Origin of the sequence: Kitasatospora purpeofusca (assembly GCF_034043715.1) — a bacterium.
Classification (GTDB): Bacteria; Actinomycetota; Actinomycetes; order Streptomycetales; family Streptomycetaceae; genus Kitasatospora; species Kitasatospora purpeofusca_A.
Window position 1 is genome coordinate 1 of record NZ_JAXCLC010000095.1, and the last position, 26,971, is coordinate 26,971.

The 26,971-nt window shown below is 73.2% G+C and carries 26 protein-coding genes and 8 tRNA genes; 21 read left to right on the forward strand and 13 right to left on the reverse strand.

The annotated features are described in order from the left end of the window. On the reverse strand, positions 1-1,128 hold a 1,128-nt coding region (locus SM793_RS32945; protein WP_320442005.1), incomplete at its 3' end, for a serine/threonine-protein kinase. 438 nt (positions 1,129-1,566) lie between these two features. Here SM793_RS32945 and SM793_RS32950 point away from each other — a divergent pair. Continuing rightward, on the forward strand, positions 1,567-1,767 hold the full coding sequence (locus SM793_RS32950; protein ID WP_320442006.1) for a hypothetical protein: 201 nt from the start codon (positions 1,567-1,569) through the stop codon (positions 1,765-1,767). 269 nt (positions 1,768-2,036) lie between these two features. Here SM793_RS32950 and SM793_RS32955 read toward each other — a convergent pair. The 6 genes from SM793_RS32955 to SM793_RS32980 form a co-directional block, all read right to left on the reverse strand. After that, positions 2,037-2,108: transfer RNA gene (locus SM793_RS32955), tRNA-Val, on the reverse strand. A 41-nt stretch (positions 2,109-2,149) separates the two neighbouring features. Continuing rightward, positions 2,150-2,221 (reverse strand) — tRNA-Val (locus SM793_RS32960). 40 nt (positions 2,222-2,261) lie between these two features. Further along, positions 2,262-2,333 (reverse strand) — tRNA-Val (locus tag SM793_RS32965). 28 nt (positions 2,334-2,361) lie between these two features. Beyond that, a tRNA-Val gene (locus tag SM793_RS32970) sits at positions 2,362-2,436 on the reverse strand. A 35-nt stretch (positions 2,437-2,471) separates the two neighbouring features. Then, a tRNA-Cys gene (locus SM793_RS32975) sits at positions 2,472-2,545 on the reverse strand. Between the two features lie 40 nt (positions 2,546-2,585). Then, a tRNA-Gly gene (locus SM793_RS32980) sits at positions 2,586-2,658 on the reverse strand. Between the two features lie 301 nt (positions 2,659-2,959). Here SM793_RS32980 and SM793_RS32985 point away from each other — a divergent pair. The 3 genes from SM793_RS32985 to SM793_RS32995 all read left to right on the forward strand — a co-directional run bounded on the left by SM793_RS32985 (position 2,960) and on the right by SM793_RS32995 (position 5,866). After that, positions 2,960-4,021, forward strand: a complete 1,062-nt coding sequence (locus SM793_RS32985; RefSeq protein WP_320442007.1) for a chorismate-binding protein — start codon at positions 2,960-2,962, stop codon at positions 4,019-4,021. 74 nt (positions 4,022-4,095) lie between these two features. Continuing rightward, positions 4,096-4,926: an aminodeoxychorismate lyase gene (locus SM793_RS32990; RefSeq protein ID WP_320442008.1), complete on the forward strand. Its 831-nt coding sequence runs from the start codon at positions 4,096-4,098 to the stop codon at positions 4,924-4,926. 97 nt (positions 4,927-5,023) lie between these two features. Beyond that, on the forward strand, positions 5,024-5,866 hold the full coding sequence (locus SM793_RS32995) for a GNAT family N-acetyltransferase (protein ID WP_320442009.1): 843 nt from the start codon (positions 5,024-5,026) through the stop codon (positions 5,864-5,866). 61 nt (positions 5,867-5,927) lie between these two features. Here SM793_RS32995 and SM793_RS33000 read toward each other — a convergent pair whose 3' ends face one another. Further along, on the reverse strand, positions 5,928-6,437 hold the full coding sequence (locus SM793_RS33000; protein ID WP_320442010.1) for a DsbA family protein: 510 nt from the start codon (positions 6,435-6,437) through the stop codon (positions 5,928-5,930). Positions 6,438-6,682: 245 nt separating this feature from the next. On the opposite strand from SM793_RS33000, the gene SM793_RS33005 reads away from it, so the two are divergent. Next, positions 6,683-7,213 (forward strand): hypothetical protein, encoded by a 531-nt coding sequence (locus SM793_RS33005; protein ID WP_320442011.1) that lies wholly within the window; start codon positions 6,683-6,685, stop codon positions 7,211-7,213. A 41-nt stretch (positions 7,214-7,254) separates the two neighbouring features. Here SM793_RS33005 and SM793_RS33010 read toward each other — a convergent pair whose 3' ends face one another. Together SM793_RS33010 and SM793_RS33015 are read right to left on the reverse strand one after the other, a co-directional pair. Beyond that, positions 7,255-7,824, reverse strand: a complete 570-nt coding sequence (locus SM793_RS33010) for a CGNR zinc finger domain-containing protein (RefSeq protein ID WP_320442012.1) — start codon at positions 7,822-7,824, stop codon at positions 7,255-7,257. A 546-nt stretch (positions 7,825-8,370) separates the two neighbouring features. After that, positions 8,371-8,784 (reverse strand): SsgA family sporulation/cell division regulator, encoded by a 414-nt coding sequence (locus tag SM793_RS33015; RefSeq protein ID WP_030056266.1) that lies wholly within the window; start codon positions 8,782-8,784, stop codon positions 8,371-8,373. 194 nt (positions 8,785-8,978) lie between these two features. Between SM793_RS33015 and SM793_RS33020 the strand changes: the two genes are divergently transcribed. The 3 genes from SM793_RS33020 to SM793_RS33030 all read left to right on the forward strand — a co-directional run bounded on the left by SM793_RS33020 (position 8,979) and on the right by SM793_RS33030 (position 9,987). Next, entirely contained in the window at positions 8,979-9,512 is a 534-nt protein-coding gene (locus tag SM793_RS33020) for a TIGR02611 family protein (RefSeq protein ID WP_320442013.1), read from the forward strand. Between the two features lie 123 nt (positions 9,513-9,635). After that, positions 9,636-9,707: transfer RNA gene (locus SM793_RS33025), tRNA-Val, on the forward strand. Positions 9,708-9,915: 208 nt separating this feature from the next. After that, positions 9,916-9,987 (forward strand) — tRNA-Val (locus SM793_RS33030). A gap of 124 nt (positions 9,988-10,111) precedes the next feature. On the opposite strand, the gene SM793_RS33035 is transcribed toward SM793_RS33030, so the two are convergent. After that, complete coding sequence (locus tag SM793_RS33035) at positions 10,112-10,879, reverse strand: exonuclease domain-containing protein (protein WP_320442014.1); 768 nt, start codon at positions 10,877-10,879, stop codon at positions 10,112-10,114. Between the two features lie 151 nt (positions 10,880-11,030). On the opposite strand from SM793_RS33035, the gene SM793_RS33040 reads away from it, so the two are divergent. The 4 genes from SM793_RS33040 (at position 11,031) to SM793_RS33055 (ending at position 15,517) form a co-directional block, all read left to right on the forward strand. Continuing rightward, complete coding sequence (locus SM793_RS33040; RefSeq protein WP_053646753.1) at positions 11,031-11,585, forward strand: DUF4365 domain-containing protein; 555 nt, start codon at positions 11,031-11,033, stop codon at positions 11,583-11,585. A 32-nt stretch (positions 11,586-11,617) separates the two neighbouring features. Beyond that, positions 11,618-12,805, forward strand: a complete 1,188-nt coding sequence (locus tag SM793_RS33045; RefSeq protein ID WP_320442015.1) for a hypothetical protein — start codon at positions 11,618-11,620, stop codon at positions 12,803-12,805. Positions 12,806-12,904: 99 nt separating this feature from the next. Continuing rightward, positions 12,905-14,884, forward strand: coding sequence for a threonine--tRNA ligase (gene thrS, locus SM793_RS33050; RefSeq protein WP_320442016.1), 1,980 nt, complete (start codon positions 12,905-12,907; stop codon positions 14,882-14,884). Positions 14,885-14,956: 72 nt separating this feature from the next. Next, entirely contained in the window at positions 14,957-15,517 is a 561-nt protein-coding gene (locus SM793_RS33055) for an HIT domain-containing protein (RefSeq protein WP_320442017.1), read from the forward strand. Positions 15,518-15,591: 74 nt separating this feature from the next. On the opposite strand, the gene SM793_RS33060 is transcribed toward SM793_RS33055, so the two are convergent. Next, positions 15,592-17,235 (reverse strand): hypothetical protein, encoded by a 1,644-nt coding sequence (locus tag SM793_RS33060; protein WP_320442018.1) that lies wholly within the window; start codon positions 17,233-17,235, stop codon positions 15,592-15,594. A gap of 187 nt (positions 17,236-17,422) precedes the next feature. On the opposite strand from SM793_RS33060, the gene SM793_RS33065 reads away from it, so the two are divergent. Beyond that, the gene (locus SM793_RS33065) at positions 17,423-17,848 is read left to right on the forward strand and encodes a DUF393 domain-containing protein (protein WP_320442019.1); all 426 of its coding nucleotides are present in this window, start codon (positions 17,423-17,425) and stop codon (positions 17,846-17,848) included. A 72-nt stretch (positions 17,849-17,920) separates the two neighbouring features. Here SM793_RS33065 and SM793_RS33070 read toward each other — a convergent pair whose 3' ends face one another. After that, positions 17,921-19,978, reverse strand: coding sequence for an elongation factor G-like protein EF-G2 (locus tag SM793_RS33070; RefSeq protein ID WP_320442020.1), 2,058 nt, complete (start codon positions 19,976-19,978; stop codon positions 17,921-17,923). 271 nt (positions 19,979-20,249) lie between these two features. Between SM793_RS33070 and pgsA the strand changes: the two genes are divergently transcribed. The 8 genes from pgsA (at position 20,250) to SM793_RS33110 (ending at position 26,930) form a co-directional block, all read left to right on the forward strand. After that, positions 20,250-20,897, forward strand: coding sequence for a phosphatidylinositol phosphate synthase (gene pgsA, locus SM793_RS33075; RefSeq protein ID WP_320442021.1), 648 nt, complete (start codon positions 20,250-20,252; stop codon positions 20,895-20,897). A gap of 31 nt (positions 20,898-20,928) precedes the next feature. Continuing rightward, a complete protein-coding gene (locus SM793_RS33080) occupies positions 20,929-21,921 on the forward strand; it encodes a phosphatidylinositol mannoside acyltransferase (protein WP_320442022.1) in 993 nt (330 codons plus the stop codon). Positions 21,922-21,979: 58 nt separating this feature from the next. Next, positions 21,980-23,164, forward strand: coding sequence for a glycosyltransferase family 4 protein (locus SM793_RS33085; RefSeq protein WP_320442023.1), 1,185 nt, complete (start codon positions 21,980-21,982; stop codon positions 23,162-23,164). A 139-nt stretch (positions 23,165-23,303) separates the two neighbouring features. Then, a complete protein-coding gene (locus tag SM793_RS33090; RefSeq protein ID WP_320442024.1) occupies positions 23,304-23,672 on the forward strand; it encodes an isomerase in 369 nt (122 codons plus the stop codon). Between the two features lie 74 nt (positions 23,673-23,746). Beyond that, complete coding sequence (locus tag SM793_RS33095; RefSeq protein WP_320442027.1) at positions 23,747-24,247, forward strand: hypothetical protein; 501 nt, start codon at positions 23,747-23,749, stop codon at positions 24,245-24,247. A gap of 214 nt (positions 24,248-24,461) precedes the next feature. Further along, positions 24,462-25,373, forward strand: coding sequence for a pyridoxal 5'-phosphate synthase lyase subunit PdxS (pdxS, locus tag SM793_RS33100; protein ID WP_030300161.1), 912 nt, complete (start codon positions 24,462-24,464; stop codon positions 25,371-25,373). A gap of 88 nt (positions 25,374-25,461) precedes the next feature. Beyond that, on the forward strand, positions 25,462-26,079 hold the full coding sequence (gene pdxT, locus SM793_RS33105; RefSeq protein ID WP_320442025.1) for a pyridoxal 5'-phosphate synthase glutaminase subunit PdxT: 618 nt from the start codon (positions 25,462-25,464) through the stop codon (positions 26,077-26,079). A 92-nt stretch (positions 26,080-26,171) separates the two neighbouring features. Next, the gene (locus tag SM793_RS33110) at positions 26,172-26,930 is read left to right on the forward strand and encodes a YebC/PmpR family DNA-binding transcriptional regulator (RefSeq protein WP_320442026.1); all 759 of its coding nucleotides are present in this window, start codon (positions 26,172-26,174) and stop codon (positions 26,928-26,930) included. Positions 26,931-26,971: the final 41 nt, after the last annotated feature.

Here is a 26,971-nt window from a genome sequence, read left to right on the forward strand (position 1 = left end):
GCCCGGCCGGGCCCGCCCCCCCGCCGGCGCGCGCCCCCCCCCCGGGGCCGGGACGCCGCGCTGGGCGGCGGCCGGCGCTCCCGCCGGTGTCGCCTGGGCCGGGCGCGCGGTGGCGCCGGACCGGTCCGGGCCGCCGGCCCCGGGCCGTCCCTCGCTGCCGCGGGCGGTTCCCGGACGTCCCTCGCCGGGTGCGCCCGCCGCTCCCGGCGCGCCCCCGGCCCGTCCGGCCAGGTCGTCCCGCCCGGCCGCGTCGCCGCGCGCCCCCGCCCCGCGGCCCCGGCCGAACGGCCCGCCGGACCCGCCGCCCGCGCCCCGCACGGCGAGTTCGCTCAGCCGCTCGTGCAGCGCGGCCGCGCCGGGCCGTTCGGCGGGCTCCTTGGCCAGGCAGGCCCGGATCAGCGGGCCCAGCTGCGGCGGCACCGCGGTGAGGTCGGGCTCCTCGTGCACGACGCGGTAGAGCATGACCTCCGAGGACGCGCCGGAGCCGAACGGCGTGTCCCCGGTGAGCGCGTAGGCGAGCGTCGCGCCGAAGGCGAAGACGTCGGTCGCGGGCGTGACGGCGACCCCCCGGACCTGCTCGGGGGCGAGGAAGCCGGGGGAGCCGACAGCGGTCCCGACGTGGGTGAGCGTGCTGGCCCCGCGCGACCAGGCGATGCCGAAGTCGATGATCCGCGGCCCGCGCGGCGACAGCAGGATGTTGGAGGGCTTGAGGTCCCGGTGGACGACCCCGGCCTCGTGCACCTTGACCAGACCGTCGGCCAGCGCGGCCCCGATCCGGGCGACCTCGGGCCAGCCCAGCGCCCCTTCGTCGCCGACCCGCTTGTACAGCGAGGGCCCGGGGACGTACGCGGTGGCCAGCCAGGGCCGGTCGGCCTCGATGTCGGAGCCCATGACGCGGGCGGTGCAGCCGCCCCGGATCCTGGACGCGGCGGCGATCTCGCGGGCGAAGCGGGTACGGAACTCGACGTCCTCGGCCAGTTCGGCCCGGATCAGCTTGAGCGCGACCCGCTGCCCCCGGCGGTCCGAGCCGAGGTAGACGACGCCCATGCCGCCGGCCCCGAGCCGCCGGTGCAGCCGGTACGGCCCGACGATGCGGGGGTCCTCACGCCTCAGCCGCATCATCGTCATTCCCGTTTCCCCGTCAGACTGTCGGTGAGGCCCCGTCGGGTGGGGCGTCGTCAGTTCTTGTCCGGCACAGCTTACGGACTGCCCGCTGCGGTGTGCTGATACGCAACACCTGGAGGCACCGTCCGATTGTCGGATCTTGGACTGACAGTCGGACAGTCGGTGCCGAACCGGTTCTCGGGGTCCCCTCTCAGGGTTCCCCCGGGGGAGTCGCGGCGGGCGTCTCCGCCTGCGGTAGTAGGCCCCAGGCCCGGTCGTCATCCTCCGGGAGGCCCGGAGAACAGTACGACGGCATGACGTCCGCCAACCCCCTCGCGCCATACCGTTGTTCTCAGCGGTGGACGGGGAGCTCGTCCCCCGAGGTAAGCCGTCCACCGCGTTCACGTGCACCACCGTTCCGCCTTCCACCACCGGCCGAGCTCACGAATCAGGAGTCAGGGCATGGCAGCGCAGCACTCGGGATCCACCTCCCGCCGCCGTCGGCCGGCCTTCACTCAGCCGCAGGCCGCGGAGCCCGGCAGACACCCGGCGGTGGCGGTGGCCATGGCACTGCCCTGCGCGGTGCTGCTGGCCGTCCTGTTCGGAGGCTGGGAGCAGATGGCGAACCAGGCGCAGGCGGTGGCCGAGTTGATCGGCCACTGACGCGCACCACAAGCTGGCACTGAATCCCCAGGGGACGGGGAGCCGGTGCCGCCGGGGAGGCCGCGGCCGCGACAACTCGCGGACGGGCGAGTGCGGCGCGCAGAGCGCCCCGGCAGGCGGAGATGCCGCGTACGGACGTCGGTGAGGGCGACCGTACGCGGCTCTTCCCGTGACTGGGCCCGAAGGGCTCACGAAGGGCTCACAGAGCCCGGAACGACGAGAACGGCCGGGGCCGCGACTCGAACGAGTCGCGGCCCCGGCCGTCACTGTGCGCGATACTGGGATTGAACCAGTGACCCCTACCGTGTCAAGGTAGTGCTCTCCCGCTGAGCTAATCGCGCCTGGTAAGGCGTTCCTGCAGCAGGCCCAGGAGGGCCTGACGTGCGCGATACTGGGATTGAACCAGTGACCCCTACCGTGTCAAGGTAGTGCTCTCCCGCTGAGCTAATCGCGCTGGTGCGGTGCTTCCGCAGCGGATCCCGAGGGATCCGACGTGCGCGATACTGGGATTGAACCAGTGACCCCCACCGTGTCAAGGTGGTGCTCTCCCGCTGAGCTAATCGCGCGGGGCTGCTGCCTCGGTGGGACCGGGCGTGGTGCGCGATACTGGGATTGAACCAGTGACCCCTACCGTGTCAAGGTAGTGCTCTCCCGCTGAGCTAATCGCGCGGGGAGGACCCCTCGGCAGAGCCGGGTGATCCTCTTGGAGGTGGAGACGGGATTTGAACCCGTGTACACGGCTTTGCAGGCCGTTGCCTCGCCTCTCGGCCACTCCACCAGGCAACACTCGAAGGACGACCCTACACTGTCCTTCGTCGAGCGGACGACGAGATTCGAACTCGCGACCCTCACCTTGGCAAGGTGATGCTCTACCAACTGAGCCACGTCCGCCTGTCTCCCGGGGATCTTCGCCGGTTTTCCCGGCTGCGCTCCCTGGCGACGTGTTGAACTCTAGCGGATTCCCGGGCCAGCTAAAAATCCGTTCCCGCAGCGTGCCCCCGGGGTCCCCGCCCGACGCCCCCCGGCCGCCCCGGGTCCGGCCGCCGCGGACGGACCCACCGGGGGCGACGGAGCACCCTGAGTGACACCCGCAGGTCACCCGGCGTACGCCCGCGCGACGCCCGACTCTGCTCACTCCCCTCGACCTACACTTCAGGCACCGCAACCTCGCAAAGCCCTGTGCAGGAGATCCGTGTCCGGCCACCCCGCCCCCCAGCAGCCCCTCGCCCGCTTCGGCGGCCGCGTCGCCACCGGACTGCGCGACATCACCTCGGACCCGGCCGCGCTGGACTCGGCCGGCTGGTGGGCCGTGGCCCACGACTTCGAGGGCCGGCTCACCTGCGCCCGCTTCGACGACGTCCGCCCGGCCCCGGCCGCGCCCTCCGGCGCCGGCTGGCTCGGCCCGGCCGCCGGCGGCTGGCGGAGCTCGCTCGACCGCGCCGCCTACACCGAGGGCGTCCGCCGGATCCGCGAGCACATCGCGGCCGGCGAGGTCTACCAGGCCAACCTCTGCCGGGTGCTCTCCGCCCCGCTGCCCGACCCGGACCGCTCCGACATCGACGCCCTCACCGGCCTGCTCGCCCACGGCAACCCGGCCCCCTACGCCGGAACGATCCGGCTGCCCGCGCACGGCGTGGAGATCGCCACCGCCTCGCCGGAGCTCTACCTGCGCCGCACCGGCCGCACCGTCGCCTCCGGCCCGATCAAGGGAACCGGCCGCACCGAGCACGACCTGCTCGACAAGGACCACGCCGAGAACGTGATGATCGTCGACCTGGTCCGCAACGACCTCGGCCGGGTCTGCGCCACCGGCAGCGTCACCGTGCCCGACCTGTGCGCGGTCGAGAAGCACCCCGGCCTGGTCCACCTGGTCTCCACCGTCGAGGGCACCCTGCGCGAGGACGCGGGCTGGCCCGAACTGTTCTCCGCCACCTTCCCGCCCGGATCCGTCACCGGCGCCCCTAAGTCCAGCGCCCTGCGGATCATCGAGGCCCTGGAGACCGCGCCCCGCGGCCCCTACTGCGGCGCCGTCGGCTGGGTCGACGCCGACCGGGGCGAGGCCGAACTCGCGGTCGGCATCCGCACGTTCTGGATCGACCGGACCGACCCGGCGGCACCCGAACTGCGCTTCGGCACCGGCGCCGGCATCACCTGGGACTCCGACCCCGAACGTGAATGGGCGGAAACCGAACTGAAGGCGGCCCGCCTCGTCGCGATAGCGTCGGGCGCCGAGACGTACTCCGACACCGACTGAACCCCGACACGGACCGGACCGGCCGCCACCCGGACCCGGCCGGCCCGTGCCCGTCCCGCGAGGAGCCCCCCGCGATGCAGCACCCGACCACCAGCTGGGTCAACGGCACCCTCGTCGACTCCGCGGACCCGGCCCTGTCCGTCCTCGACCACGGACTCACCACCGGCGACGGCGTGTTCGAGACCGTGAAGACCGTCGACGGCAGGCCCTTCGCGCTCACCCGCCACCTCGACCGGCTCACCCGCTCCGCCCGCGGCCTCGGACTGCCCGACCCCGACCACGACCTGGTCCGGAAGGCCGTCGCCGCCGTCCTCGCCGCCAACCCGGTGCCGCTCGGCCGGCTGCGCCTCACCTACACCGGCGGCACCGCGCCGCTCGGCTCCGAACGCGGCGACGGCGCCCCCACCCTGGTGGCCTCCCTCGGCACCGCCGCCCGCCGCCCCGACACCACCGCCGTCGCGGTCGTCCCCTGGCGCCGCAACGAGCACAGCGCCGTCGCCGGCCTCAAGACCACCTCCTACGCCGAGAACGTCGTCGCCCTCGCCGCCGCCCACCGCGCCGGCGCCTCCGAGGCGCTGCTCGCCAACACCGCCGGCCGGCTCTGCGAGGGCACCGGCTCCAACGTCTTCGTCGTCCTCGACGGCCGGCTGCTCACCCCGCCGCTCGCCTCCGGCTGCCTGGCCGGCATCACCCGGCAGCTCGTCGTCGACTGGTGCGGCGCCGAGGAGGCCGACCTGCCGTTGGACGCCCTCCAGGAGGCCGAGGAGGTCTTCCTCACCTCCTCCCTGCGCGACGTCCAGGCCGTCACCCGGATCGACGACCGGGAACTCCCCGGCCCCGGCCCGGTCACGCTCAAGGCCATGGCGGCCTTCGCCCGGCGCAGCGGCGACGACCTCGACCCCTGAGGGCCCCGATCCTGCGGGCCTCGACCCCTGAGGCCCCGGGCACGCCCGAGGGGCCCCGGCCGGTAGAAGAGCCGGACGGCGGGGAAGGGAGCGGGACATGACCATCACGCTGCGCCCCGAGAGCCAGGAGACCCACACCGCCGCGGGCGGCCGGACCAGACGCTGGCAGATCTGCGTCAACGGCCGCCCGGTCGGCGGGCTGCGCACCACGGCCGTCCCCCGGGGCGGCCGGCTCTGGGGCGAGATAGCCGAGTTGGAGGTGCGCAGCGGGCGTGGCCGGGGCCGGGGGACGATCGCCGCGCTGGCCGCCGAGGAGGTGCTGCGGGGCTGGGGCTGCGTCCGGGTGGACGCGGACATCCCGGAGACCGCGCGGATCGCCCGCTCGCTCGCGGTGACCCTCGGCTACACCGAGCGGATGCGGAACATGATCAAGCTGCTGGACAGGCCGCCCGCGCTGCCGGGGGGCGTCGCCGCCCGCGCGATCGACGACGCCGCGTTCCCGGCCTGGCTGGCCGAGGCCAAGGCGGGATACGTCCGCGATCTGCTGGCCTCCGGGCTGGGCGAGGAGCAGGCCCGCGCCAAGGCCGAGGCCGACCATCTGAAACTGCTGCCGCAGGGCGCCGGCACCCCGGGTGTGGCGCTGCGCCGGCTGCACGGGGCGGGGGAGGAGCCGCTGGGCTCGCTCTGGCTGGCGCTGCGGGCCCGTGAGCTGTCGGACGGCGCGCCGCTCGGCTGGGTGATGGTGGTGGAGGTGGCCGACGCCCACCGGGGGCGCGGGCACGGGCGGACGCTGATGCGGCTCGCGGAGCGCGAGTGCCTGGCGGTCGGGGTCCGCGACCTCGGGCTGAACGTCTTCAGCGGCAACGAGGTCGCGGTCCGGCTGTACGACTCGCTCGGTTACCGGGTCACCAACCGGGTCTACGGCAAGCAGCTCCTGTGAGCCACCGGCCCGGTGCCCGGCCTGGCAGTGCGGGCCGGGCGGTGCGGGGCATGCGGTGCGGTCAGGCGGTGCGGGAGGCCCCGGCGGCCTCGACGGCGGCGACGAGGCGCTCCAGCAGGCCGTCCTGGCTCTGCCCGCCGTCGAACCGCTGCCCGGCGATCACATAGGTCGGTGTGCCCTTCACCCCGATCGCCCGGCCCTCCGCCTGGTCGGCGTCGACGGTGAGCATGTGCCGGCCGTCCACCAGCGCGGTGTCCACCTCCTCGGGGTCGACCCCGACCTCGCGGGCGACCTCGAGCAGCACCTCGGTGCCGCGCGCGGAGAGGTCGTCGACCCGGGCCAGCAGCGCCTCGACGAAGGGCCAGCCCAGTCCCTGGGCGAACGCCTCCTCGGCGGCCTCGGCGGCGGCATAGGCGTGCTTGTGCTTCTCCAGCGGGAAGTGCCGCAGCTCGATCGGCAGCGCGTCGCCGTAGCGGGCGCGCAGCTCGCGGACGTCGTCCAGGGCGGTGCGGCAGTCCGGGCACTGGAGTTCGCACCAGAACTCGAGCCGGGGGAGGGAACCTTCGATCATGCCTCCAGTGTTCCACCTGTGGGACCCGCGCCAGGACAGTCGGCGGCCGGGCCCGGCCAGACCGGGAGCGACGGGAGGTCCGACGGGATGACGACTCCGACCGACGGGGCGGCGGTGGCCGCGACGGCCCCGACCAGTACGACGGCCCCGACCAGTACGACGGCTCCGGACATCGGGGCGGCCCCGGGCAGTGCGGGCCGGACCGGGTCCCGGAGCGCGGCGGCGACGGGCAAGGGAGGGCGGCCGTGCTGACGGCGGCGGTCAGTGTCGCGCTCACGGCGGCCGGGGTGGCCGTGGCGGGCCTGCGGGCCTACCGTCGGCGCTTCCTCTCCGCGACCCGCTGGTTCGCCGTCGCGCTGCTGCCGCTGGGCCTCTATCTGACCGGTCTGTTCCCGGTGGCCCGGACGATCGGCGACGAGGTGGCCGACTGGGCGACCAAGCTCGTCCTCGATCCCCGGGTGTGGACCGGCATCGTGCTGCTGGGTGTCTCGGCCGGTCTGCTGGCCGCCACCCGCTGGGTGGGCCGTCGCGGGGCCGTGGCCGGGGGGAGCGAGTCCCGTCCGGCTGCCGCCGGGCCCGCACCGGCCGCACCCGCCGTGGCCCCCGCCGCCGGCACCCCGGCCGCCGGACCGGCCCCGAAGCGCGCGGAGGAGGCCGTCCGGGCCGAGCCGGGCAGGGCGGGCAAGGCCGGGAAGGCGGGCAAGGGCGGCAAGGGCGACAGCGGCCTGGACGAGTTCGCCGACATCGAGGAGATCCTGCGCCGGCGCGGCCTCTGACCGCTCCGCGCCCGGTACCCCGTGACCGGTGCCCTGGCCGTTCAGGCCGAGGGCACCGCTTCCGCGGAGCGCTGGCGGGCCCGGTACGCGGCGACGTGCAGCCGGTTCCCGCAGGTCCGGCTGTCGCAGTAGCGGCGTGAGCGGTTGCGCGAGAGGTCCACGAAGACCCTCGCGCAGTCCGGCGCCTCGCAGCGGCGCAGCCGCTCGCGCTCGCCCGCCATGAGGATGAAGGCCAGCGCCATGCCCAGCTCGGCGGCCAGGTGGTCGCCGAGGGCGGCGTGCGGCGCGAAGTAGTGGATGTGCCACCCGTGGTGGTCGTGGTTGGTCAGCCGGGGTGTCGTCCCGGCGGCCGCGACCAGGGCGTTCACCTGCTCGGCGGCCTCTTCGGTGGACTCGGTGCCGAAGACCTCGCGCAGCCGGGAGCGCAGCTGCTGCACCTGGCGCAGGTCGTCCTCGGTGAGGGAGTCGATCTCGCTGATCTCCTGCCGGACCACGAAGGCGTCGAGCGCCGCGGTGTCAGGCAGCAGTTCGTTGCCGCACACCTCGGGTGCGGTGTTGAGCAGCTCGACGAGGATGCTCAGGGCGCACTCGGTGTCATGGGTGATCAGCACGTGGAGGCTCCTCGTGCGGAGGGGGCCGTGGGCACCCCGCGACTACGGGTCATTCCCAGACCTTACCGGGGCGGCGAGGGGTCCGGCGGTGGCTTGCTTCGAAGACGCGTACGGATTCCGTAGGTCTGTACGGAGTTTCCCGTGGGAGTCGGGCCGGGCGTTGCCCGCCGGGGCGGACTCCCGGGCAGCCGGCGCGGCGCCCCGGGGCCGGTCGGTCGTGCCGGCGGGGAAAGCAGCGGCGGAGGAGCGGCCGGAAGAGCGGCCGGGGGGTGGCCGGGAGAGCGTGGCCTTCGGAAGCGGCCGGGAGAGTGCCGGCAAAAGGGTCGCGCCCGACAGCGAGGCCGGCCACCCGTGGGATGGCCGGCTCCGGTGCCGGGCGCGTACGGTGCTGCGGGCCCACCCCGGTCGGGGTGAACCGTTTCATCACCGGCCCCGAGACCGCGTCGTGCGCGGCTGTGTCTGCGGCCGTGCCCCCGAGTAGGACGGCTGCGGTGACGGCAGGGGTGACGACCCCGCCGACAGCGGGGCGTGACAGCCTCCGGTCGGTCAGCTTTCGGCGAGGATGTGGGACAGCTCCCGGTCGAGGTCGAAGTGACGATGTTCGGTGCCGGGGGGCACGGCGGCGTCGGTCCGCTTGAGGAACGACTCAAGCGCCCGGGCCGGGGCTTCCAGCAGGGCTTCTCCTTCCGGAGAGCTCAGGGCGATGCAGACCACCCCTTGCCCGTGGCTGCGCGACGGCCAGACCCTGACGTCGCCGGTGCCCGTGGGTCGGTGCAGCCCCTCCGCGAGGAGATCTCGGGCGAACACCCACTCCACGGTCTCGTCCGCGCCGGTGTGGAACGTGGCGTGCACGGCATAGGGGTCGGCAGTGTCGTAGCGCAGGCCCGCGGGGACGGGCAGTGAGGACTCGCTGGACACGATGAGGCGCAGGTGCAGCTCGCAGCTGACCGTGGTGTTCATAAGCGCCATGGCCTTTCGCTCAGTGTGCGCTCGGGGAATCGCACGTCGGCGAACGGACCATCCCACCTCCAAGACCGATGTAAACCCCTCTGTCCCGATTCGGGCGCGAGTCGTACCCCTTACGGCGCATTGCGGAATCGCCACAGACCGGCCTCCGGGCGATTACCGGAGCCCTTCTCGGTTAGTTTCCTGGCATGACTGTGCGAAGCGACAAGGCACGCGGTGACGCGGCCGGGAACACCGGAACGGGGGACGAGATCGTGCCGGACGACACGGGGGCGCCGACGGGGTCGGACGACGGGGGCGGGGACGCCGGTACGGAGGGGGCGGCGGAGGCCGGTGCGGACGGCGGCAGGCCGCTCGGCTCGCGGGCCCCGCGCTTCATCCGCCGGTCCCGCCCGCTGCACCTGAGCTGGCAGGTGGCCGTCTTCCTGGTCGGCCTCGCGGTCGTGGCGCTCGGCGTGGTCATGCTGCCGCTGCCCGGCCCGGGCTGGGTGGTGATCTTCCTGGGCATGGGCATCTGGGCGACCGAGTTCGTCTGGGCCCAGCTGGCGCTGCGCTGGACCCGCCGCAAGGTGGCCGAGGCCGCCCACAAGGCCCTGGACCCGAAGGTCCGGCGGCGCAATCTGACGCTCACCGCGATCGGCCTGGTGCTGATCGCCGCGCTCGGCGGCTGGTACCTGTGGAAGTACGGGCTGGTCATGCCCTGGAAGATCCACGAGGACTGAGCCGTCCGCCCGCCCGTCGGGCGGGGCCGTCCGGGTGAGGGCGTCGCCGTCCCGGCGGTCGGACCGCCGGGGAGAGCGGGTTCGGACCACCCTCCGGGATGCGGTAATGTTTTCCCTGCACCCGGGCGATTAGCTCAGCGGGAGAGCACTTCGTTCACACCGAAGGGGTCACTGGTTCGATCCCAGTATCGCCCACCGGAATGCATTGTGATATGTGAGGCCCAGTCGATTATCGGCTGGGCCTCACATGTATTTCCGGTAATCCGGCGAACGGTGTCGGGGAATGTCCTGAGGCGCAGTCATCTTCCGCACCGCACGGGAGTTCTGTGGGGGCGTCGGGCGGCACCCCCCGAACGAGTTGTACGGCACCCGCCGAATGGTGCTACAGTTCTTCTCGTTGCCCGGGCGATTAGCTCAGCGGGAGAGCACTTCGTTCACACCGAAGGGGTCACTGGTTCGATCCCAGTATCGCCCACCGGACAGCACGCAGGCCCTGATCGGGATACCGGTCAGGGCCTGCGGCGTTCGTGCGCGTCGGGTCGTGCCGGGTCCGCGCGCCCGCGGCGGATCCGGTCGGGCCGCCGCGGACCGGGCGGACCCTACGCGGCCACCTCGCAGTCGTGCTCCGGCGACAGCCGCCGCCCGCAGCCGCACCGGGCCGGGCGCATCGGCCAGGACAGGTCCACTCGCTCGTCCGCCCCCGTCCGGTCGAACCAGGCCTGCAGCCCCCGGGCCTGCGCCGCGTGCCAGACCGCCTGCCGCAGATGCAGCTCGCCCACCGTCAGCCCGCCCAGCGCCCCCGGGTACCGGGCGCCGACCGCCCGCACCAGCTCCAGTGCCGCCGTCGCGTCCGCCGCCGCCTCGTGCGCCCCGGTCAGCTCGACCCCGTAGTGCGCGCAGAGGTCCGTCAGTGTCCGCCGGCCCCGGCGGTAGCGGTCCACGTGCTTGTCCAGCACCCGGGGGTCCAGCACCAGCAGCGCCGCCGGACCGGTCGCCTCGGCCAGCGACGTGCCCCGGTGCCGGCGCAGCTCGCGGTCCAGCAGCGTCAGGTCGTACGGCGCGTTCATCACCACCACCGGCCGCCCGGCCCGGGCCTGTTCGGCCAGGGCGGCGGCCACCTCGGCCACCACCGCCGCCGCCGGGCGCCCGAACGCCCGCACCCTCGCGTCGTCTATCCCGTGCACCGCGCGGGCTCCGTCGGGTATCGGAACGCCGGGATCGGCGAGCCAGGTGGTCGCCACCGGGGCCGCGCCCGGAGCGGGTTGGACGACCAGGGCGGCCGAGACGATGCGATCGGACTCGACGTCCACGCCGGTGGTCTCGGTGTCGAAGGAGGCGAGCGGGCCGGTGAACCAGTGCTGTTGCATGACTGCCCCTCGAAAACAGCGTGTTCCGCCCCGGTGATACCCGCCCCTGACGCCCCCTCAACCGTTTGGCGGTACACCGGCCGGGCACCCTGCCCACAGGTGCCGTGTTCGATTCCGGAACGGCCGGGGGACGGGGGAGGGGCGGACGGTCATGGCGCTGACGCAGCCGCAGCCCGAGGAGGCGGCGGCCGTCCTGCGGGGCGATCTGGCGGTGACGGCCTGCATGGAGACCTTGCAGGTCGGCTATCTGCACGCGGTCGTCGCCGCGGCCGGCTGCTCGCTCTCGCAGCCGTTCCCGGACAACGGCATCGACTGGCAGGTCAGCCACGGCTCGCGCAGCCACGAGGTCGACGACGAGGTCACCGTCAAGATCCAACTGAAGGCCACCCAGCAGATCGCGCCCGATCCGCGCGGCGCCTTCTTCTCCTTCACCCTGGACAACGACCATCTGCGCAAGCTCGCCCGGCCCCGGGTCGCGGTGCCCCGGATCCTCGTCGTCATGCTGCTGCCCCGCCGGGTGGACCGCTGGCTCGCCGCCCGGCCCGACGCGCTGGAGCTGCGGCACTGCTGCTACTGGGTCAACCTGGCCGGCCACCCCGTCACCGGGCAGCGCCGGACCAACGTCCGCGTCCCCACCGCGAAGGTCTTCGACGACCGCGCCCTGTGCGACATCATGGCCAGGGTCGGCGCGGGCGGCAGCCCGTGACGGCCCGGCCCCCGGCCGGGAGGAGCCGCTCCATGACACTGCCCCACGGGCCGTTGCGCCCCGCGCCCGGCGAACCGCCGCGGACCGGGACGCTGCCCGATCCGGCCACCGTCGACCCCGCGGTGCTCGCCACCCTGCTCGCCCGGCACGGCTGGGTCCGGCGCGGCGGACCCTCCGCCCGCTACGGGCGCTGGACGCCCCCGGAGGGCACCGACCCCGGCGTCAGCCTGCTCGTCCCGGCCGGCGACGGCTTCGACGACGCGGTCGACCTGCTCACCGACGCCGTCACCGCGCTGTCCCGTTCCGCCAGCCCCTCCGCCCGGGCCATCCTGCTCGCCCTCGCCGTCCCCGGCGACGAGCTGTACTGGCACCGCGACCCGGCCGGGCCGCCCGGCGCCGCCGCCCCCGGCACCGCGCCCTGGGAGGAGACCGAACGGCTCCGCCGGGCCGCCCGCGCCATGCTCGCCGCCGGCGCCAAGGCCGGCCGCACCCGCGCCGCCTACTTCGGCGCCCGCCTGGACGCCTGGGCCGGCGACTTCCTGGACCGGGTCCTGGTCGTCGCCGACGGCCCCGGGCTCACCGCCCACAGCCCCGCCCCCGAGGGCCGGGCGGCGATCACCACCCTGGTCCGCGCCCTGGAGGCGCTGCGCGACGCCGTCGACTACCGCCGGGTCAGCGGCGGCGCCGAGGCCTTCGAGAACGCCGTCCAGTCCGGGGTCAGCCGCGAGCTGGTCGACGCGGTCCAAAACCTCGTGCGCGGCGCGACCGTGAGCCGGTTCGCCGTCGCCTGGTCGGCCGCCGCCGGGACCCCGGGCGGCTTCGGCGACCGTCGGACGGCGGTCGAGTTCTCGCCCGGCGACCTGCCCGCCCTGGCCGAGGCCGCCGAACTGCTCGAACGCCTCGAACCCGCCGTCGCCGTCACCCTGGTCGGCCTCGTGGTCCGGCTCAAGCGGGCCGACCCCGCCGGGCCCGGCAGCGTCCGGCTGCGGGTGCTCGGCGGCGCCGAGGTCGACGAGGTCAAGGTGCGGCTGCCCGACGCCGCCTACCGGCTCGCCGCCGAGGCCCACCTGGCCGGCACCCCCGTGCGGCTCGGCGGCCGGCTGGAACGGCGCGGCGGCTTCCGCCGCCTCACCCGGCCCACCGGCCTGGAGCCCTGCGGACTGGAGGACGCCGAGCGCGACCGGCTGCTCAAGACCCTGGGGGAGGGGCGGGAGCCGTAGCAGGGGTACGGAGGTGACGGTGGGGCCACCGGTCTCGGTACCATCGTCAGGCGCAGCGCTGTGCTGCGCCCTCTGAATCCAGCACGTCAGGAGAGACCGGTGACGGACGTCCGGGTAATCATCAACCGCGAACCCGATCGGGAAGAGCGCGTGGTGACCACGGGCACCACGGCCGCCGAGCTCTTCGCGGACGACCGCTCGATCATCGCGGCCAGGGTCGCCGGCCAGCTCAAGGACCTCGCCTACGCGGTCCAGGACGGCGACGAGGTCGAGCCGGTCGTGATCGGCAGCCCCGACGGCCTCGACATCCTGCGCCACTCCACCGCGCACGTGATGGCCCAGGCCGTGCAGCAGCTCTTCCCGGAGGCCAAGCTCGGCATCGGCCCGCCGGTCAAGGACGGCTTCTACTACGACTTCGACGTCGAGAAGCCGTTCCACCCCGATGACCTCAAGGCCATCGAGAAGCGCATGCAGGAGATCATCAAGAAGGGCCAGCGCTTCTCGCGCCGCGTCGTCACCGACGAGGCCGCCCGCGAGGAGCTGTCCGGCGAGCCGTACAAGCTGGAGCTGATCGGTCTCAAGGGCTCCGCCGCCACCGCCGGCGAGGGCGCCGACGTCGAGGTCGGCGCGGGCGAGCTCACCATCTACGACAACCTGGACGCCAAGAGCGGCGAGCTGTGCTGGGGCGACCTCTGCCGCGGCCCGCACCTGCCCAGCACCCGGATGATCCCGGCGTTCAAGATCATGCGCTCGGCCGCCGCCTACTGGCGCGGCAGCGAGAAGAACCCCATGCTCCAGCGCCTCTACGGGACCGCCTGGCCGAGCAGGGACGAGCTCAAGGCGCACCTGGAGTTCCTGGAGGAGGCCGCCAAGCGCGACCACCGCAAGCTCGGCAACGAGCTCGACCTCTTCTCCATCCCCGAGGAGATCGGCTCCGGCCTCGCCGTCTTCCACCCCAAGGGCGGCATCATCCGCCGCGCCATGGAGGACTACTCGCGCCGCCGGCACGAGGAGGAGGGGTACGAGTTCGTCTACACCCCGCACGCCACCAAGGGGAAGCTCTTCGAGAAGAGCGGCCACCTGGACTGGTACGCGGACGGTATGTACCCGCCCATGCAGCTCGACGAGGGCGTGGACTACTACCTCAAGCCGATGAACTGCCCGATGCACAACCTGATCTTCGACGCGCGCGGCCGCTCGTACCGTGAACTGCCGCTGCGCCTGTTCGAGTTCGGCACCGTGTACCGGTACGAGAAGTCCGGTGTGGTGCACGGCCTGACCCGCGCCCGCGGCTTCACCCAGGACGACGCGCACATCTACTGCACCCGCGAGCAGATGGCGGACGAGCTCGACTCGACCCTCACCTTCGTGCTCAACCTGCTGCGCGACTACGGTCTGGCGGACTTCTACCTGGAGCTGTCCACCAAGGACCCGGAGAAGTTCGTCGGCAGCGACGACGCCTGGGAGGAGGCCACCGCCGTCCTCGCCGCCGTGGCCGAGAAGCAGGGTCTGCCGCTGGTCCCGGACCCGGGCGGCGCGGCCTTCTACGGCCCGAAGATCTCGGTGCAGGCGCGGGACGCCATCGGCCGGACCTGGCAGATGTCGACCATCCAGCTCGACTTCAACCTGCCCGAGCGGTTCGACCTGGAGTACACCTCGGCGGACGGCTCGCGCCAGCGGCCGGTCATGATCCACCGGGCGCTGTTCGGCTCGATCGAGCGGTTCTTCGCGGTGCTGCTGGAGCACTACGCCGGTGCCATGCCGCCGTGGCTGGCCCCGGTCACCGTGACCGGCATCCCGATCACCGACGAGCACGTGCCGTACCTGCTGGAGGTCGCGGCCGAGCTGAAGAAGCGCGGGGTCCGGGTCGAGGTGGACACCTCGGACGACCGGATGCAGAAGAAGATCCGCAACGCCCAGAAGACCAAGGTCCCGTTCATGCTGATCGCCGGCAACGACGACGTCGAGGCGGGCGCGGTCTCCTTCCGCTACCGCAACGGCGAGCAGAAGAACGGTGTCCCGCTGGCCGAGGCCGTGCAGGAGATCGTGGACGCGGTGGAGCGCCGGATCCAGGTCTGACCCGACCGTGTGCGCGGGGCGGGCTCCTTCGGGAGTCCGCCCCGCGCGCTTTGCAAGCGGGGGCGGGCGAATATGCTGATCAGCATGACGACTGAGCCGGAACTGCAGCGGGGCGTCGGGGAGCCGGACGGCTTCCGCCGCCTGTGGACCCCCCATCGGATGGCCTACATCCAGGGCGAGAACAAGCCCACCGGCCCGGCTCCGGACGACGGCTGTCCGTTCTGCTCGATCCCGTCGCTCACCGACGAGGACGGGCTGGTCGTCGCGCGCGGGAACGCGGTGTACGCGGTGCTCAACCTGTACCCGTACAACGGCGGGCACCTGATGGTGGTCCCGTACCGGCACGCGGCGGACTACACCGAGCTGGACGAGGCGGAGACGGCCGAGCTGGCGGTGTTCACCAAGAAGGCGATGACGGCGCTGCGCGCGGCCTCGGGTGCGCACGGCTTCAACATCGGGATGAACCAGGGCGCGGCGGCGGGGGCCGGTATCGCCGCGCACCTGCACCAGCACGTGGTGCCGCGCTGGGGCGGGGACACCAACTTCATGCCGGTGGTCGGCCACACCAAGGTGCTGCCGCAACTGCTGGCGGACACCCGGAAGATGCTGGCCGAGGCCTGGCCGGTGGACTAGGGCTGGTTGCAGGAGGGCCCCCGTCGACCGTTCCGGGTCGGCGGGGGCCCTCCTGGTGTCGCGGGGCGGGTTGGTCAGGCGTCGTAGCGGTCGACCTTGAACGGCCGGTTGCCCTGGGCCTCGGCCTTGAGGCCGGCCGCGCGGCCCTTGAAGGCGCGCTCGGTGTCGAGGTCGTGCTCGGCGAGGAACTCCATCGTCGCGGTGTGGACGGCGCCGATCACCGGGTGCGAGACGTTGAGCGCGTTGTCGGCCATGCTGCGGGTGTCCCAGGGCAGTCCGGCCCAGACGTGCCGCAGGCCGAAGGGCTCGGGCAGGCCGAGGCCGCCGCCGAGCCAGCCGAGCAGGCCGGGCATCCGGTAGAAGGGGGCGCGGACGGCCTGCCGGACGACCTCGTCGTTGTCGATCAGCGGGAGCTTGACCGTCCGCTCCTCCCAGAACCTGACGGTCTTGGCGACCGACTTCTCCTTGTCCTTGGGCTTGTCGAAGAAGTAGCCGTTGATCGGGCCGAGTGCGAAGGCCGCGACGGTGACGTTGAGGGTGTTGGCGAGCAGGGAGACGGTGACGGTGAAGGTCAGCACGAGCTTGCCGTCGTGGGTGATGAACTGGGTGGCGAGGTAGTGCCGGGGGCCGCCGCCGAAGGTCTGCTTGTCGGCGATGGCCTGGACGGCGAAGTCGCGCATGTGGTCGCCGTCCATGTCGGCGCTGCCGGGGCGGCTGATCTCGTCGGCGTTCTCGCCGACCTCGTAGACCACCCACTGCTTGATCCGGACATCCGGTATGCCGCTGTTGGCGACCTCGCTGATGCCGAGGGACTTGAGGTGGCCGGAGATCTTGCGGACGAGGTCCCAGGGGTGGAACTGGCGGAAGTCGATCTGGCCCTCGGCGGGGCGCAGGGTGTCGACGAGCTTCCACTCGCCCCAGCGGCGGCCGGCGCCGAGGATGCCCTTGGGGCCGGCGTAGTGGTGGACGTTGGTCTCCTGCTCGGACTCGAGCCGGCCGAGCTTGGCGCGCAGGTCGGCGGCCTTCTTGTCGAGGTCGTCGCGGGGGACGGCCATCGGGACGGTCGCGGCGACGGCGTTGCCCTCGACCAGTTGCAGCCAGCGGCCGCGCAGGTCGAGGGCGGTGCGGACGACGATGCGCTTGGCGAGGTACCAGCCGATGACCGGGGCCAGCATGACGATGCGCAGGTAGAGGCCGAGGATGCCGCCGGCCGGGGGCTTGATCGCGAGCAGGACGGCGACGGCGGCGGCGAGGGTGAGGACGACGGCCCCGTACACGCCGGCGTTCTTGGGGTTGTCGCGCTTGAGCCAGGCGCGGAGCTGGAAGGCGCCGAGCCAGATCAGGGTGCCGGGCAGGAAGAGCAGGCCGGTGACGACGGAGACGGTGGACAGCTGCCGGTCGCGGCCGCGGCGGATCTCCTCGGCGGCGAGGCAGTGCTCGACGACCTGGCGGGTGTCCACACCGAAGGCGGGCACCAGGGGCTTGCGGTCGCCGTTGAGCGCGCGGGAGATGAGCGCCTTGCTGAACGCCTCGCCGAAGTTGGGCGCGAAGAGGGCGAAGCGGCCCTTCTTGGCGGTGGCCCCGTCGAGCTTGGCGGCGTCGTCGTCGAGTCGGGCGTCGCGGTACGCGGCCGAGGAGAGCGCCTGGGTGCCGGCGGTCTGCGGGCCGGCGTCGGTCCGGGGTATCTGCGCACCCGGGGTCATGTCGAGTGTGGTCACGGTGGCGTCCCCTCCTCCCCTTGTCCTGCGGCAGGGTACCGCGCCGGGGTACCGGTGCGCGGATGATCGTCCGAACTGGCGTCACGAACGGGCCACCTCGGGCCCGTGGGGCATGATGCCCGCGTTTCCGCTGTTCGACGCGCCCCGGGGCGCCTTCGGCCGGGAGGGATACGGCACGATGGGTGTCATGGAGAGCGATGCGCTGACGGATCCGGTTCTGGTGTTCGACGGGGACTGTGCCTTCTGCACGACGTGTGCCACCTGGGCGGAGCGCCGGCTGCGGCAGACGCTGGCGTCGGGCGGCTGGGAGGCGGTGCCGTTCCAGTTCGCGGACCTGGCGGGGCTGGACGCCCTGGCCGGGGGGCGTGGAGAGGTGTCGTGGGAGCGCGCGGAGCGTGAAGTGCTCTGGGTGACGCCGGCCGGCCGGGTGTACGGCGGGGCGCAGGCGGTGGCGCGGCTGCTGATGCGCTCGGGCGGGGCGTGGGCGTACCTGGGCGGGGTGTTGGCGTCGGCGCCGGTGCGTCCGGTGGCGGGGCTGGTGTACCGCTGGGTGGCGCGTTACCGGCACCGGATGCCGGGTGGGACGGCGGCCTGCGCGCTGCCGCAGCGGTGACGGCCCGGCGCTGACGGCCCGGCGCCGACCCGGGTGCTGACGGCCGGCTACTGGCGGCCGGGGGCCGGGGTCTCAGTCGTCCTGGTCGGCGAAGCGGGCGGCGAGGGCGGCGGGCATGGGTTCGTGGCGCAGGTGGGCGCGGGCGAACTCGGCCGTGCCGTGGGTCAGCGAGCGCAGGTCGACGGGGTAGCGGGCGAGTTCGAGTTCGGGGACCTCGGCGCGCAGCAGGGTGAGGCCGGGTCCGGCGGTCTCGGTGCCGAGGACGCGGCCGCGGCGGGCGGAGAGGTCGCCGAGGACGGCGCCGAGGTAGTCGTCGGGCAGGAGGACGCGGACGGCGGCGACGGGTTCGAGGAGCCGGATGACGGCGTGTTCGGCGGCGTCGCGCAGGGCGAGGGCGGCGGCGTTCTGGAAGGCGGAGTCGGAGGAGTCGACGGAGTGCGCCTTGCCGTCGGTGAGGGTGACCCGGACGTCGACGAGCGGGTGGCCGGTGGCGACGCCCTTGGCGAGCTGGGCGCGGACGCCCTTCTCGACGGAGGGGATGAAGTGCTTGGGGACGGCGCCGCCGACGACGTGTTCCTGGAACTCGAAGCCGGAGCCGGCGGGGAGGGGTTCGACCTCCAGGTCGCAGATGGCGTACTGGCCGTGGCCGCCGGACTGTTTGACGAGGCGTCCGTGGCCGGCCGCGGCGGTGCCGAAGGTCTCGCGCAGGGCGACCTTGTGGGGCACGGTGTCGACGTGGACGCCGTGGCGGTTGCGGAGGCGGTCGAGGAGGGTTTCGGCGTGGGCCTCGCCGGTGCACCAGAGGACGAGCTGGTGGGTGTCGGGGTTCTGTTCGAGGCGCAGGGCCGGGTCCTCGGCGGCGAGCCGGGCGAGCGCCTGGGAGAGCTTGTCGTCGTCGGCCTTGCTGTGGGCCTCGACGGCGATCGGCAGCAGCGGGTCGGGGAGCGGCCAGGTGTCGAGTTCGACGGGGTGGCCGGGTTCCTGGACGGTGTCGCCGGAGCGGGCCGTGGTGAGTTTGGCGACGCAGACGAGGTCGCCGGCGACGGCGTGCGGGACGGGGCGCTGGAGTTTGCCGAAGGGGCTGGTGAGCGCGGTGACGCGTTCCTCGGCGTCCTGGTCGGCGGGGTGCTGCGGGCCGGTGAGGCGGATCCGGGTGTCCGGGCGCAGGGTGCCGGCGTAGACGCGCAGCAGGCTGACGCGGCCGACGTAGGCGTCCCCGGTGACGCGGACGACCTGGGCGGCGAGGGGGGCGTCGGGGTCGCAGGCGGGGCCGGGGCGGGTGCGTTCGGTGGGGTCGGGGAAGGTGCTGGTGATGAGGTCGAGGAGTTCGGTGGCGCCGAGGCCGTGCTCGCTGGTGGGGACGGCGGGGTGGAGGGCGCAGGTGAGGACTTCGCGGCGCAGGCCTGCTTCGAGGGCGTCGGTGTCGAGGGTGTCGCCGGCCAGGTACTGCTCCATGAGGGTGTCGTCCTGGCCGGAGATGGCTTCGACGAGGCTCTCGCGGGCGGGCCCGGTGTCGGGGAGGGGGTCGGTGCGGCCGTAGGTGTGCCCGGTGAGGAGGTCGACGCTGCCGTCGGGGCGGCCGTCGTGGTGGACCGGGAGGAAGAGCGGCCGGAGGGTGTCGGGGCCCAGCTCGAAGGCGTCGTGGCAGGCGGCGAGGATCTCGTCGAGGCTGCCGCGGGCGACGTCGAGCTTGGCGACGGCGATGGCGCGGGGGATGTTCTCGGCGGCGCACTGGCGCCACAGGGCGCGGGTGGGGGCGGTCACCGGGTCGGTGGCGGAGACCACGAAGACGGCGGCGTCGGCGGTGTGCAGGGCGGCCCGCAGGTCGGCGGCGAAGTCGGGGTGGCCGGGCGGGTCGATCAGGTTGATCTTGACGCCGCGCCATTCGAGGGGGAGCACGGAGAGCTGGACGGAGCGCTGCTGCTGGTGCTCGACGGGTTCGTGGTCGGAGACGGTGGTGCCGTCGGCGACCTTGCCGGCGCGGCCGACGGCGCCGGCGGCGAGGGCGAGGGACTCGGCGAGGGTGGTCTTGCCGGCACCGGCGCAGCCGATGAGGGCGACGTTGCGCAGGTCGCGCGGTCCGGTGACGGCGGGGGCCTGGCCGGCCCGGGCGGTGCTGCGGTCGGGCATCGGGGTCTCCTCCCGTCGCGCCGGGGGCTGTCGGTGAAAGTCTAGGGCGAGTCCTGTGGATCAGCTCGGAGAAGCCGACGCCGCGGACCGGGACGAACCGCGGGACCGGCCCCGGGCCGGAGGGCGTCGGGGGCGCGCGAGCGGTCGGTGGGCGGGGAGTGTCGGTGGGCGTCGCTACGATGGGTGCGCCGGGCGGGCTGATCCGTCGGGTCGTCTGCCGCATTCTCCGCCGCAGGCGGGTACCAGGCAGATCGGAGCGGTCGGGAAGGCCATGCTCAACAAATACGCGCGTGCCTTCTTCACACGTGTCCTGACGCCGTTCGCCGCGTTCCTGATCCGGTTGGGTGTGAGCCCGGACACCGTGACGCTGGTCGGTACGGCCGGTTCGGTGGCGGGCGCCCTGGTGTTCTTCCCGCGCGGGGAGTTCTTCTGGGGCACCATCACGATCACGCTGTTCATCTTCTCGGACCTGGTGGACGGGAACATGGCGCGGCAGTTGGGGCGGACCAGCAAGTGGGGGGCGTTCCTCGACTCGACGCTGGACCGGGTCGCGGACGCCGCGGTCTTCGGTGGCCTGGCCATGTGGTACGCGGGCAAGGGTGACAACAACCTGCTGTGCGCGGTGGCGGTGTTCTGTCTGGCGAGCGGGCTGGTGGTGTCGTACACCAAGGCGCGGGCCGAGAGCCAGGGGCTGCCGTGCGACGTGTCGGGCCTGGTGGAGCGGGCCGAACGGCTGGTGATCAGCCTGGTGGCGGCCGGTGTGGCGGGCCTGGCGACGTTCGGTGTGCCGTACGTGGAGTGGCTGCTGCCGGTGGCGCTGTGGCTGGTGGCGGTCGGCAGTCTGGTGACGGTGGTCCAGCGGATGGTGACGGTGCGCCGCGAGGCGTTCGAGGCGGACCGCGCGTCGGCCGGTAGCTGAAGGGGGCGGTGCCGCGGTGAAGGAACGAGTGATGGACCGGCTGGTGTACTCGGCGTACGCGGCGGGCTGGGCGGTGCTCAAACACCTGCCCGAGCCGGCGGCGCGGGGGCTGTTCGACCGGCTGGCGGACTCGGCGTGGCGGCGGCGCGGCAAGCGGGTGCTGCAGTTGGAGGCGAATCTGCTGCGGGTGTGCCCGGACGCGGACGAGGCCCGGCTGCGGGAGCTGTCGCGGGCCGGGATGCGTTCGTACATGCGGTACTGGCAGGAGTCGTTCCGGCTGCCGGTCTGGGGCCGCGCGCGGGTGCTGCGGGACGTCCGGGTGGACGGGTTCGAGCAGCTGCGGGAGGCGCTGGAGTCGGAGCGGGGCGCGGTGATAGCGCTGCCGCACATGGGCAACTGGGACCTGGCCGGGGCCTGGGTGGCCTCGCTGGGGTATCCGTTCACGACGGTGGCGGAGCGGTTGAAGCCGGAGCGGCTGTTCGACCGGTTCGTGGCGTTCCGCGAGAGCCTGGGCATGGAGGTGCTGGCGCTGACCGGCGGCTCGGTGAACGTGGTGGGCACGCTGGCGCGCCGGCTCCGGGCGGGGAAGATGGTCTGCCTGGTGGGGGACCGCGACCTCTCGGAGGCGGGCATCGAGGTGTCGTTCTTCGGTGAGGCGACGCGGATGCCGGCCGGTCCGGCGGCGCTGTGCCAGCGGACCGGGGCGGCGCTGATGCCGGTCTCGCTCTGGTACGAGGGCCGGATCCTGCGCGGCCGGATCCATCCGGAGGTGCCGGTGCCGGCGGAGGGCGACCGGGCGGAGAAGACCCGGGTGATGACGCAGGCGATGGCCGCCGTCTGGGAGGACGCGATCCGGGAGCACCCGGAGGACTGGCACATGCTGCAGCGCTTCTGGCTGGCCGACCTCCCGGGCCGTGAGACGGTGGAGGCGGGGCCGGCCCGCCCCGCGGACCCGGTGGTCGCCGACCCGGTCGTCGCGAATCCGGCCGTCGCCGAGCCGGCCCCCGAGGCCTCGGGGGCCTGAGGCCGTACCCGCCGCCGCCCGTACCGCCCGCACCGTCCGCAGGACTTCGAGGAGACCCGTGAAGATCGGCATCGTCTGCCCGTACGACTGGGACGTCCCCGGTGGCGTGCAGTTCCACATCCGGGACCTCGCCGAGCACCTGATCGGCCTCGGCCACGAGGTGTCGGTGCTGGCGCCGGCCGAGGACGACGAGGCGCTGCCGCCCTACGTGGTCTCGGCGGGGCGGGCGGTGGCGGTGCCGTACAACGGCTCGGTGGCGCGGCTGAGCTTCGGGATCCTGTCGGCGGCCCGGGTGCGGCGGTGGCTGCACGAGGGGCGGTTCGACATCCTGCACGTGCACGAGCCGACCTCGCCGAGCCTGTCGATACTGGCGGCCTGGTCGACCTCGGGGCCGATGGTGGGCACCTTCCACACCTCGAATCCGCGCTCGCGGGCGATGATCGCGGCCTCGCCGATCCTCCAGCCGGGCCTGGAGAAGATGCGGGCCCGGATCGCGGTGAGCGAGTACGCGCGGCGCACCCTGGTGGAGCACCTGGGCGGGGACGCGGTGGTGATCCCGAACGGCGTGGACGTGGGCTTCTTCGCGGAGGCCGAGCCGGACGCGCGCTGGACCGGCGGTGCGGCCGCCGGCGGGCCGGGGACGATCGGCTTCATCGGGCGGATCAACGAGCCGCGCAAGGGGCTGCCGACGCTGCTGGCGGCGCTGCCGCGGATCCTGGCGGAGCGGCCAGGGGTGCGGCTGCTGGTCGCGGGCAAGGGCGACGAGGAGGAGGCGGTCGCGGGGCTGGCGCCGGAGGTCCGCGCACAGGTGGAGTTCCTCGGCATGGTGAGCGACCGGGAGAAGGCCCGGCTGCTGCGCAGCGTGGACCTGTACGTGGCGCCCAACACCGGCGGCGAGAGCTTCGGGATCATTTTGGTCGAGGCGATGTCGGCGGGCGCGCCGGTGCTGGCGAGCGACCTGGACGCGTTCAAGCAGGTGCTGGACGGCGGGGACGCGGGCGAGCTGTTCCCGGTGGAGGACGCGGACGCGCTGGCGCGGGCGGCCCTGCGGCTGCTGGGCGACCCGGGGCGGCTGGAGGAGCTGCGGAAGGCGGCGTCGCGGCATGTGCGGCGGTTCGACTGGTCGACCGTGGGCGCGGACATCCTGGCCGTCTACGAGACGGTGACGGCGGGCGCGGCGGCCGTGGTCGACGCGGACGAGCGCAGCGGCCGGTGGGGCCGGTTCGGGCTGGCCCGGGACTGAGCCGGCGGCGGGGCGCGGATAGGGTCGGACGGTCGTCCCGTTCGACGTCCCGTTCGACGTCCCGTTCGGACAGGGGACGTCCGGTTCGGACGTCCCCTGTCCCGACCGCTGTCCCCGACCGTGCCTCCGGAGGCCCCCGATGCCGCAGATCTCCGTCGACTACTCGCCGAGCCTGGCCGGCTCCTTCGACCGCCGTGAGCTGGGGCTGGCGATCAACCGGCTCGCGGTGGAGACCATCAGCGCCACGCCCGAGGGCTGCAAGACGGTCTTCCGGCCGACCGACCCGGAGGTCGTGGTGGGCTTCGGCGAGCGGGCCGAGGCGCAGCTGTTCGTGCAGTTCCAGATCTTCCCGGGGCGGACCCCGGAGGCGAAGGCGGCGCTCACCGAGGCGGTGCTGGCGCTGCTGGCGGAGCGGGTGAAGCCGGCGCCGGGGGAGCGGCTGCAGCTGGCGGTGGACGTGCGCGACATCGACCGCGGGGCGTACCGGAACACGGCGGTCGAGGGCTGAACCGGGGGTACCCGGTAGCGTAGCGCCCCGTGACTACGTGGATCTGGGCCGGCGTGGCCGTGGTGCTGTTCGGGATGTACCTGAGTTGGACGGCCGGGAGGCTGGACCGGCTGCACGCCCGGATCGACGCCGCCCGGGCGGCGCTGGACGCGCAGCTGGTCCGCCGGGCGTCGGTGGCGGTGGAGCTGGCGACGTCCTCGGTGCTGGACCCGGCGGCGTCGCTGCTGCTGCTGGACGCGGCGCACGCGGCCCGGCAGGCGGAGGACGAGCAGCGCGAGGTGGCCGAGAGCCAGCTGAGCCTGGCGCTGCGGGCGGTGTTCGCGGAGTCGGAGCAGGTGGCGGTGCTGGTGGCCGAGCCGGGCGGCGAGGAGGCGGTGCGGGACCTGACGGCGGCGGTGCGGCGGGTGCCGATGGCGCGGCGGTTCCACAACGACGCGGTGCGGGCGGCGCGGGCGGTGCGGGAGCACCGGCTGGTGCGGTACTTCCGGCTGGCGGGCCGGGCGCCGTTCCCGATGGCGTTCGAGATGGACGACGCGCCGCCCGCGGCGCTCACTCCGGAGGGCGCGCCGGCGTAGGGCGCGCGGGCGTGCGGAGCGCGGCGGGGGAGCGGACGGGGCGAGTCCGGCACGGCCGCGTGGAACGCGTCTCACCTGCTGCGGCGGGTGGGTCCGGATCCGGCCTGTTTGTCGTATCCCGTCACCAACGCTGGACTTGATGGCGCATGGAGAGGCCGTTTCTTCCGCCTACCATAGGGCGATAGCACTGGTTCATCTTCGAGTGAGGTCTCACGTGTCCACCACCCCCACCACCGCAGACCAGCCGCAGATCGGTACCGCCCGGGTCAAGCGCGGCATGGCCGAGCAGCTCAAGGGCGGTGTGATCATGGATGTGGTCAACGCCGAGCAGGCGAAGATCGCCGAGGACGCCGGCGCTGTGGCCGTCATGGCCCTGGAGCGCGTGCCCGCCGACATCCGCAAGGACGGCGGCGTGGCGCGCATGTCGGACCCGAACATGATCGAGGAGATCATCGCCGCGGTCTCGATCCCGGTCATGGCGAAGTCCCGGATCGGCCACTTCGTCGAGGCCCAGGTCCTCCAGTCGCTGGGTGTCGACTACATCGACGAGTCCGAGGTGCTGACCCCGGCCGACGAGGTCAACCACTCCGACAAGTTCGCGTTCACCACGCCCTTCGTCTGCGGTGCCACCAACCTGGGCGAGGCGCTGCGCCGCATCGCCGAGGGCGCGGCCATGATCCGCTCCAAGGGCGAGGCCGGTACCGGCAACGTCGTCGAGGCCGTCCGCCACCTGCGCCAGATCAAGAACGAGATCGCCAAGCTGCGCGGCTTCGACAACAACGAGCTGTACGCCGCCGCCAAGGAGCTGCGCGCCCCGTACGAGCTGGTCAAGGAGGTCGCCGAGCTGGGCAAGCTGCCGGTCGTGCTGTTCTCCGCCGGTGGTGTGGCCACCCCGGCCGACGCCGCGCTGATGCGCCAGCTGGGTGCCGAGGGCGTCTTCGTCGGCTCCGGCATCTTCAAGTCGGGCGACCCGGCGAAGCGTGCCGCCGCGATCGTCAAGGCCACCACGTTCTTCGACGACCCGAAGATCATCGCCGACGCCTCCCGCAACCTGGGCGAGGCCATGGTCGGCATCAACTGCGACACCCTGCCGGAGACCGAGCGCTACGCCAACCGCGGCTGGTAATACGCCTCCCACGGCCCGCCGCACGGTGTGATCATCGGTGCGGCGGGCCGCTGCGCGTCGTCCGTTCGAGAGTCAAGAGGTACGAGAAGTGTCCACTCCAGTCATCGGCGTCCTCGCCCTGCAGGGTGACGTCCGCGAGCACCTGATCGCGCTGGCCGAGGCCGACGCGCTGGCCCGTCCGGTCCGCCGGGTGGAGGAGCTGGCCGAGGTCGACGCGCTGGTGATCCCCGGCGGGGAGTCCACCACGATGTCCAAGCTGGCGCTGCTGTTCGGCGTGATGGGCCCGCTGCGCGAGCGGGTGGCGGCCGGGATGCCGGTGTACGGGACCTGCGCCGGCATGATCATGCTGGCCGACAAGATCCTGGACGGGCGCGAGGACCAGGAGACGGTGGGCGGCATCGACATGACCGTGCGCCGCAACGCCTTCGGCCGCCAGAACGAGTCCTTCGAGTCGGGCGTCGCCTTCGCCGGCCTGGACGAGGCGCCGGTGCACGGGGTGTTCATCCGCGCGCCGTGGGTGGAGGCGGTCGGCGCGGGCGTGCGGGTGCTGGCGGAGCTGCCGGCCGCCGACGGCCCGGAGAGCCGGATCGTCGCGGTGCGCCAGGGCAATCTGCTGGCCACCTCGTTCCACCCCGAGCTCACCGGCGACCACCGGGTGCACGCGTACTTCGTGCGGATGGCCGAGGAGCATCTCGCCGCCGCGTGACGGTGCGCGAACGACCGTGTGCGGGCGAGGACCGACCGCACCGGTAAGATCTCATCTGTTCATTTCCCATTGGCGACGTAAAGGAGCTGGCGATGTCCGGCCACTCTAAGTGGGCTACCACCAAGCACAAGAAGGCCGTGATCGACGCCAAGCGCGGCAAGCTCTTCGCCAAGATGATCAAGAACATCGAGGTGGCGGCGCGCACCGGCGGTCCCGACGTGAGCGGCAACCCGACCCTCTACGACGCCATCCAGAAGGCGAAGAAGAGCTCGGTCCCGATCGACAACATCAACCGCGCCGTCAAGCGCGGTGGTGGCCTGGAGGCCGGCGGCGCCGACTACCAGACGATCATGTACGAGGGCTACGGCCCGAACGGTGTCGCCGTGCTCATCGAGTGCCTCACCGACAACCGCAACCGCGCCGCCTCCGACGTGCGCGTGGCGATGACCCGCAACGGCGGCTCGATGGCCGACCCCGGCTCGGTCTCGTACCTGTTCAACCGCAAGGGCGTCGTGATCGTCCCCAAGACGGACGGCGTGGACGAGGACAAGCTGTTCGAGGTCGTCCTCGACCAGGAGCCCGAGGAGATCAACGACCTCGGCGACTCCTTCGAGATCGTCTCCGAGGCCTCCAAGATGGTCGCCGTGCGCACCGCCCTGGTGGACGCCGGCGTCGACTACGACTCGGCCGAGGCCAACTTCCTGCCGAGCATGCAGGTCGAGCTGGACGTCGACGGCGCCCGCAAGATCCTCAAGCTGATCGACGCCCTGGAGGACAGCGACGACGTGCAGAACGTCTTCGCCAACTTCGACATCAGCGACGAGGTCGGTGCGCAGCTCGACTCCGAGTGACCGTGCCCCCTCCCGGGGCCGGGGGGGGGGGGGGGGCGCGC

Bases quoted from the DNA above. Each gene is read 5' to 3' on its own strand.
- SM793_RS32995 (WP_320442009.1), top strand. From the start codon at position 5,024: ATGACCATCACGCTGCGCCCCGAGAGCCAGGAGACCCACACCGCCGCG.
- SM793_RS33110 (WP_320442026.1), top strand. From the start codon at position 26,172: ATGTCCGGCCACTCTAAGTGGGCTACCACCAAGCACAAGAAGGCCGTG.
- SM793_RS33055 (WP_320442017.1), top strand. From the start codon at position 14,957: ATGCTGATCAGCATGACGACTGAGCCGGAACTGCAGCGGGGCGTCGGG.
- SM793_RS33020 (WP_320442013.1), top strand. From the start codon at position 8,979: ATGACTGTGCGAAGCGACAAGGCACGCGGTGACGCGGCCGGGAACACC.
- pgsA (WP_320442021.1), top strand. From the start codon at position 20,250: ATGCTCAACAAATACGCGCGTGCCTTCTTCACACGTGTCCTGACGCCG.
- SM793_RS33035 (WP_320442014.1), bottom strand. From the start codon at position 10,879: ATGCAACAGCACTGGTTCACCGGCCCGCTCGCCTCCTTCGACACCGAG.
- SM793_RS33015 (WP_030056266.1), bottom strand. From the start codon at position 8,784: ATGAACACCACGGTCAGCTGCGAGCTGCACCTGCGCCTCATCGTGTCC.
- SM793_RS32950 (WP_320442006.1), top strand. From the start codon at position 1,567: ATGGCAGCGCAGCACTCGGGATCCACCTCCCGCCGCCGTCGGCCGGCC.
- SM793_RS33045 (WP_320442015.1), top strand. From the start codon at position 11,618: ATGACACTGCCCCACGGGCCGTTGCGCCCCGCGCCCGGCGAACCGCCG.
- SM793_RS32990 (WP_320442008.1), top strand. From the start codon at position 4,096: ATGCAGCACCCGACCACCAGCTGGGTCAACGGCACCCTCGTCGACTCC.
- SM793_RS33065 (WP_320442019.1), top strand. From the start codon at position 17,423: ATGGAGAGCGATGCGCTGACGGATCCGGTTCTGGTGTTCGACGGGGAC.
- SM793_RS33070 (WP_320442020.1), bottom strand. From the start codon at position 19,978: ATGCCCGACCGCAGCACCGCCCGGGCCGGCCAGGCCCCCGCCGTCACC.
- SM793_RS33000 (WP_320442010.1), bottom strand. From the start codon at position 6,437: ATGATCGAAGGTTCCCTCCCCCGGCTCGAGTTCTGGTGCGAACTCCAG.
- SM793_RS33095 (WP_320442027.1), top strand. From the start codon at position 23,747: ATGTACCTGAGTTGGACGGCCGGGAGGCTGGACCGGCTGCACGCCCGG.
- SM793_RS33090 (WP_320442024.1), top strand. From the start codon at position 23,304: ATGCCGCAGATCTCCGTCGACTACTCGCCGAGCCTGGCCGGCTCCTTC.
- SM793_RS33040 (WP_053646753.1), top strand. From the start codon at position 11,031: ATGGCGCTGACGCAGCCGCAGCCCGAGGAGGCGGCGGCCGTCCTGCGG.
- SM793_RS33080 (WP_320442022.1), top strand. From the start codon at position 20,929: ATGGACCGGCTGGTGTACTCGGCGTACGCGGCGGGCTGGGCGGTGCTC.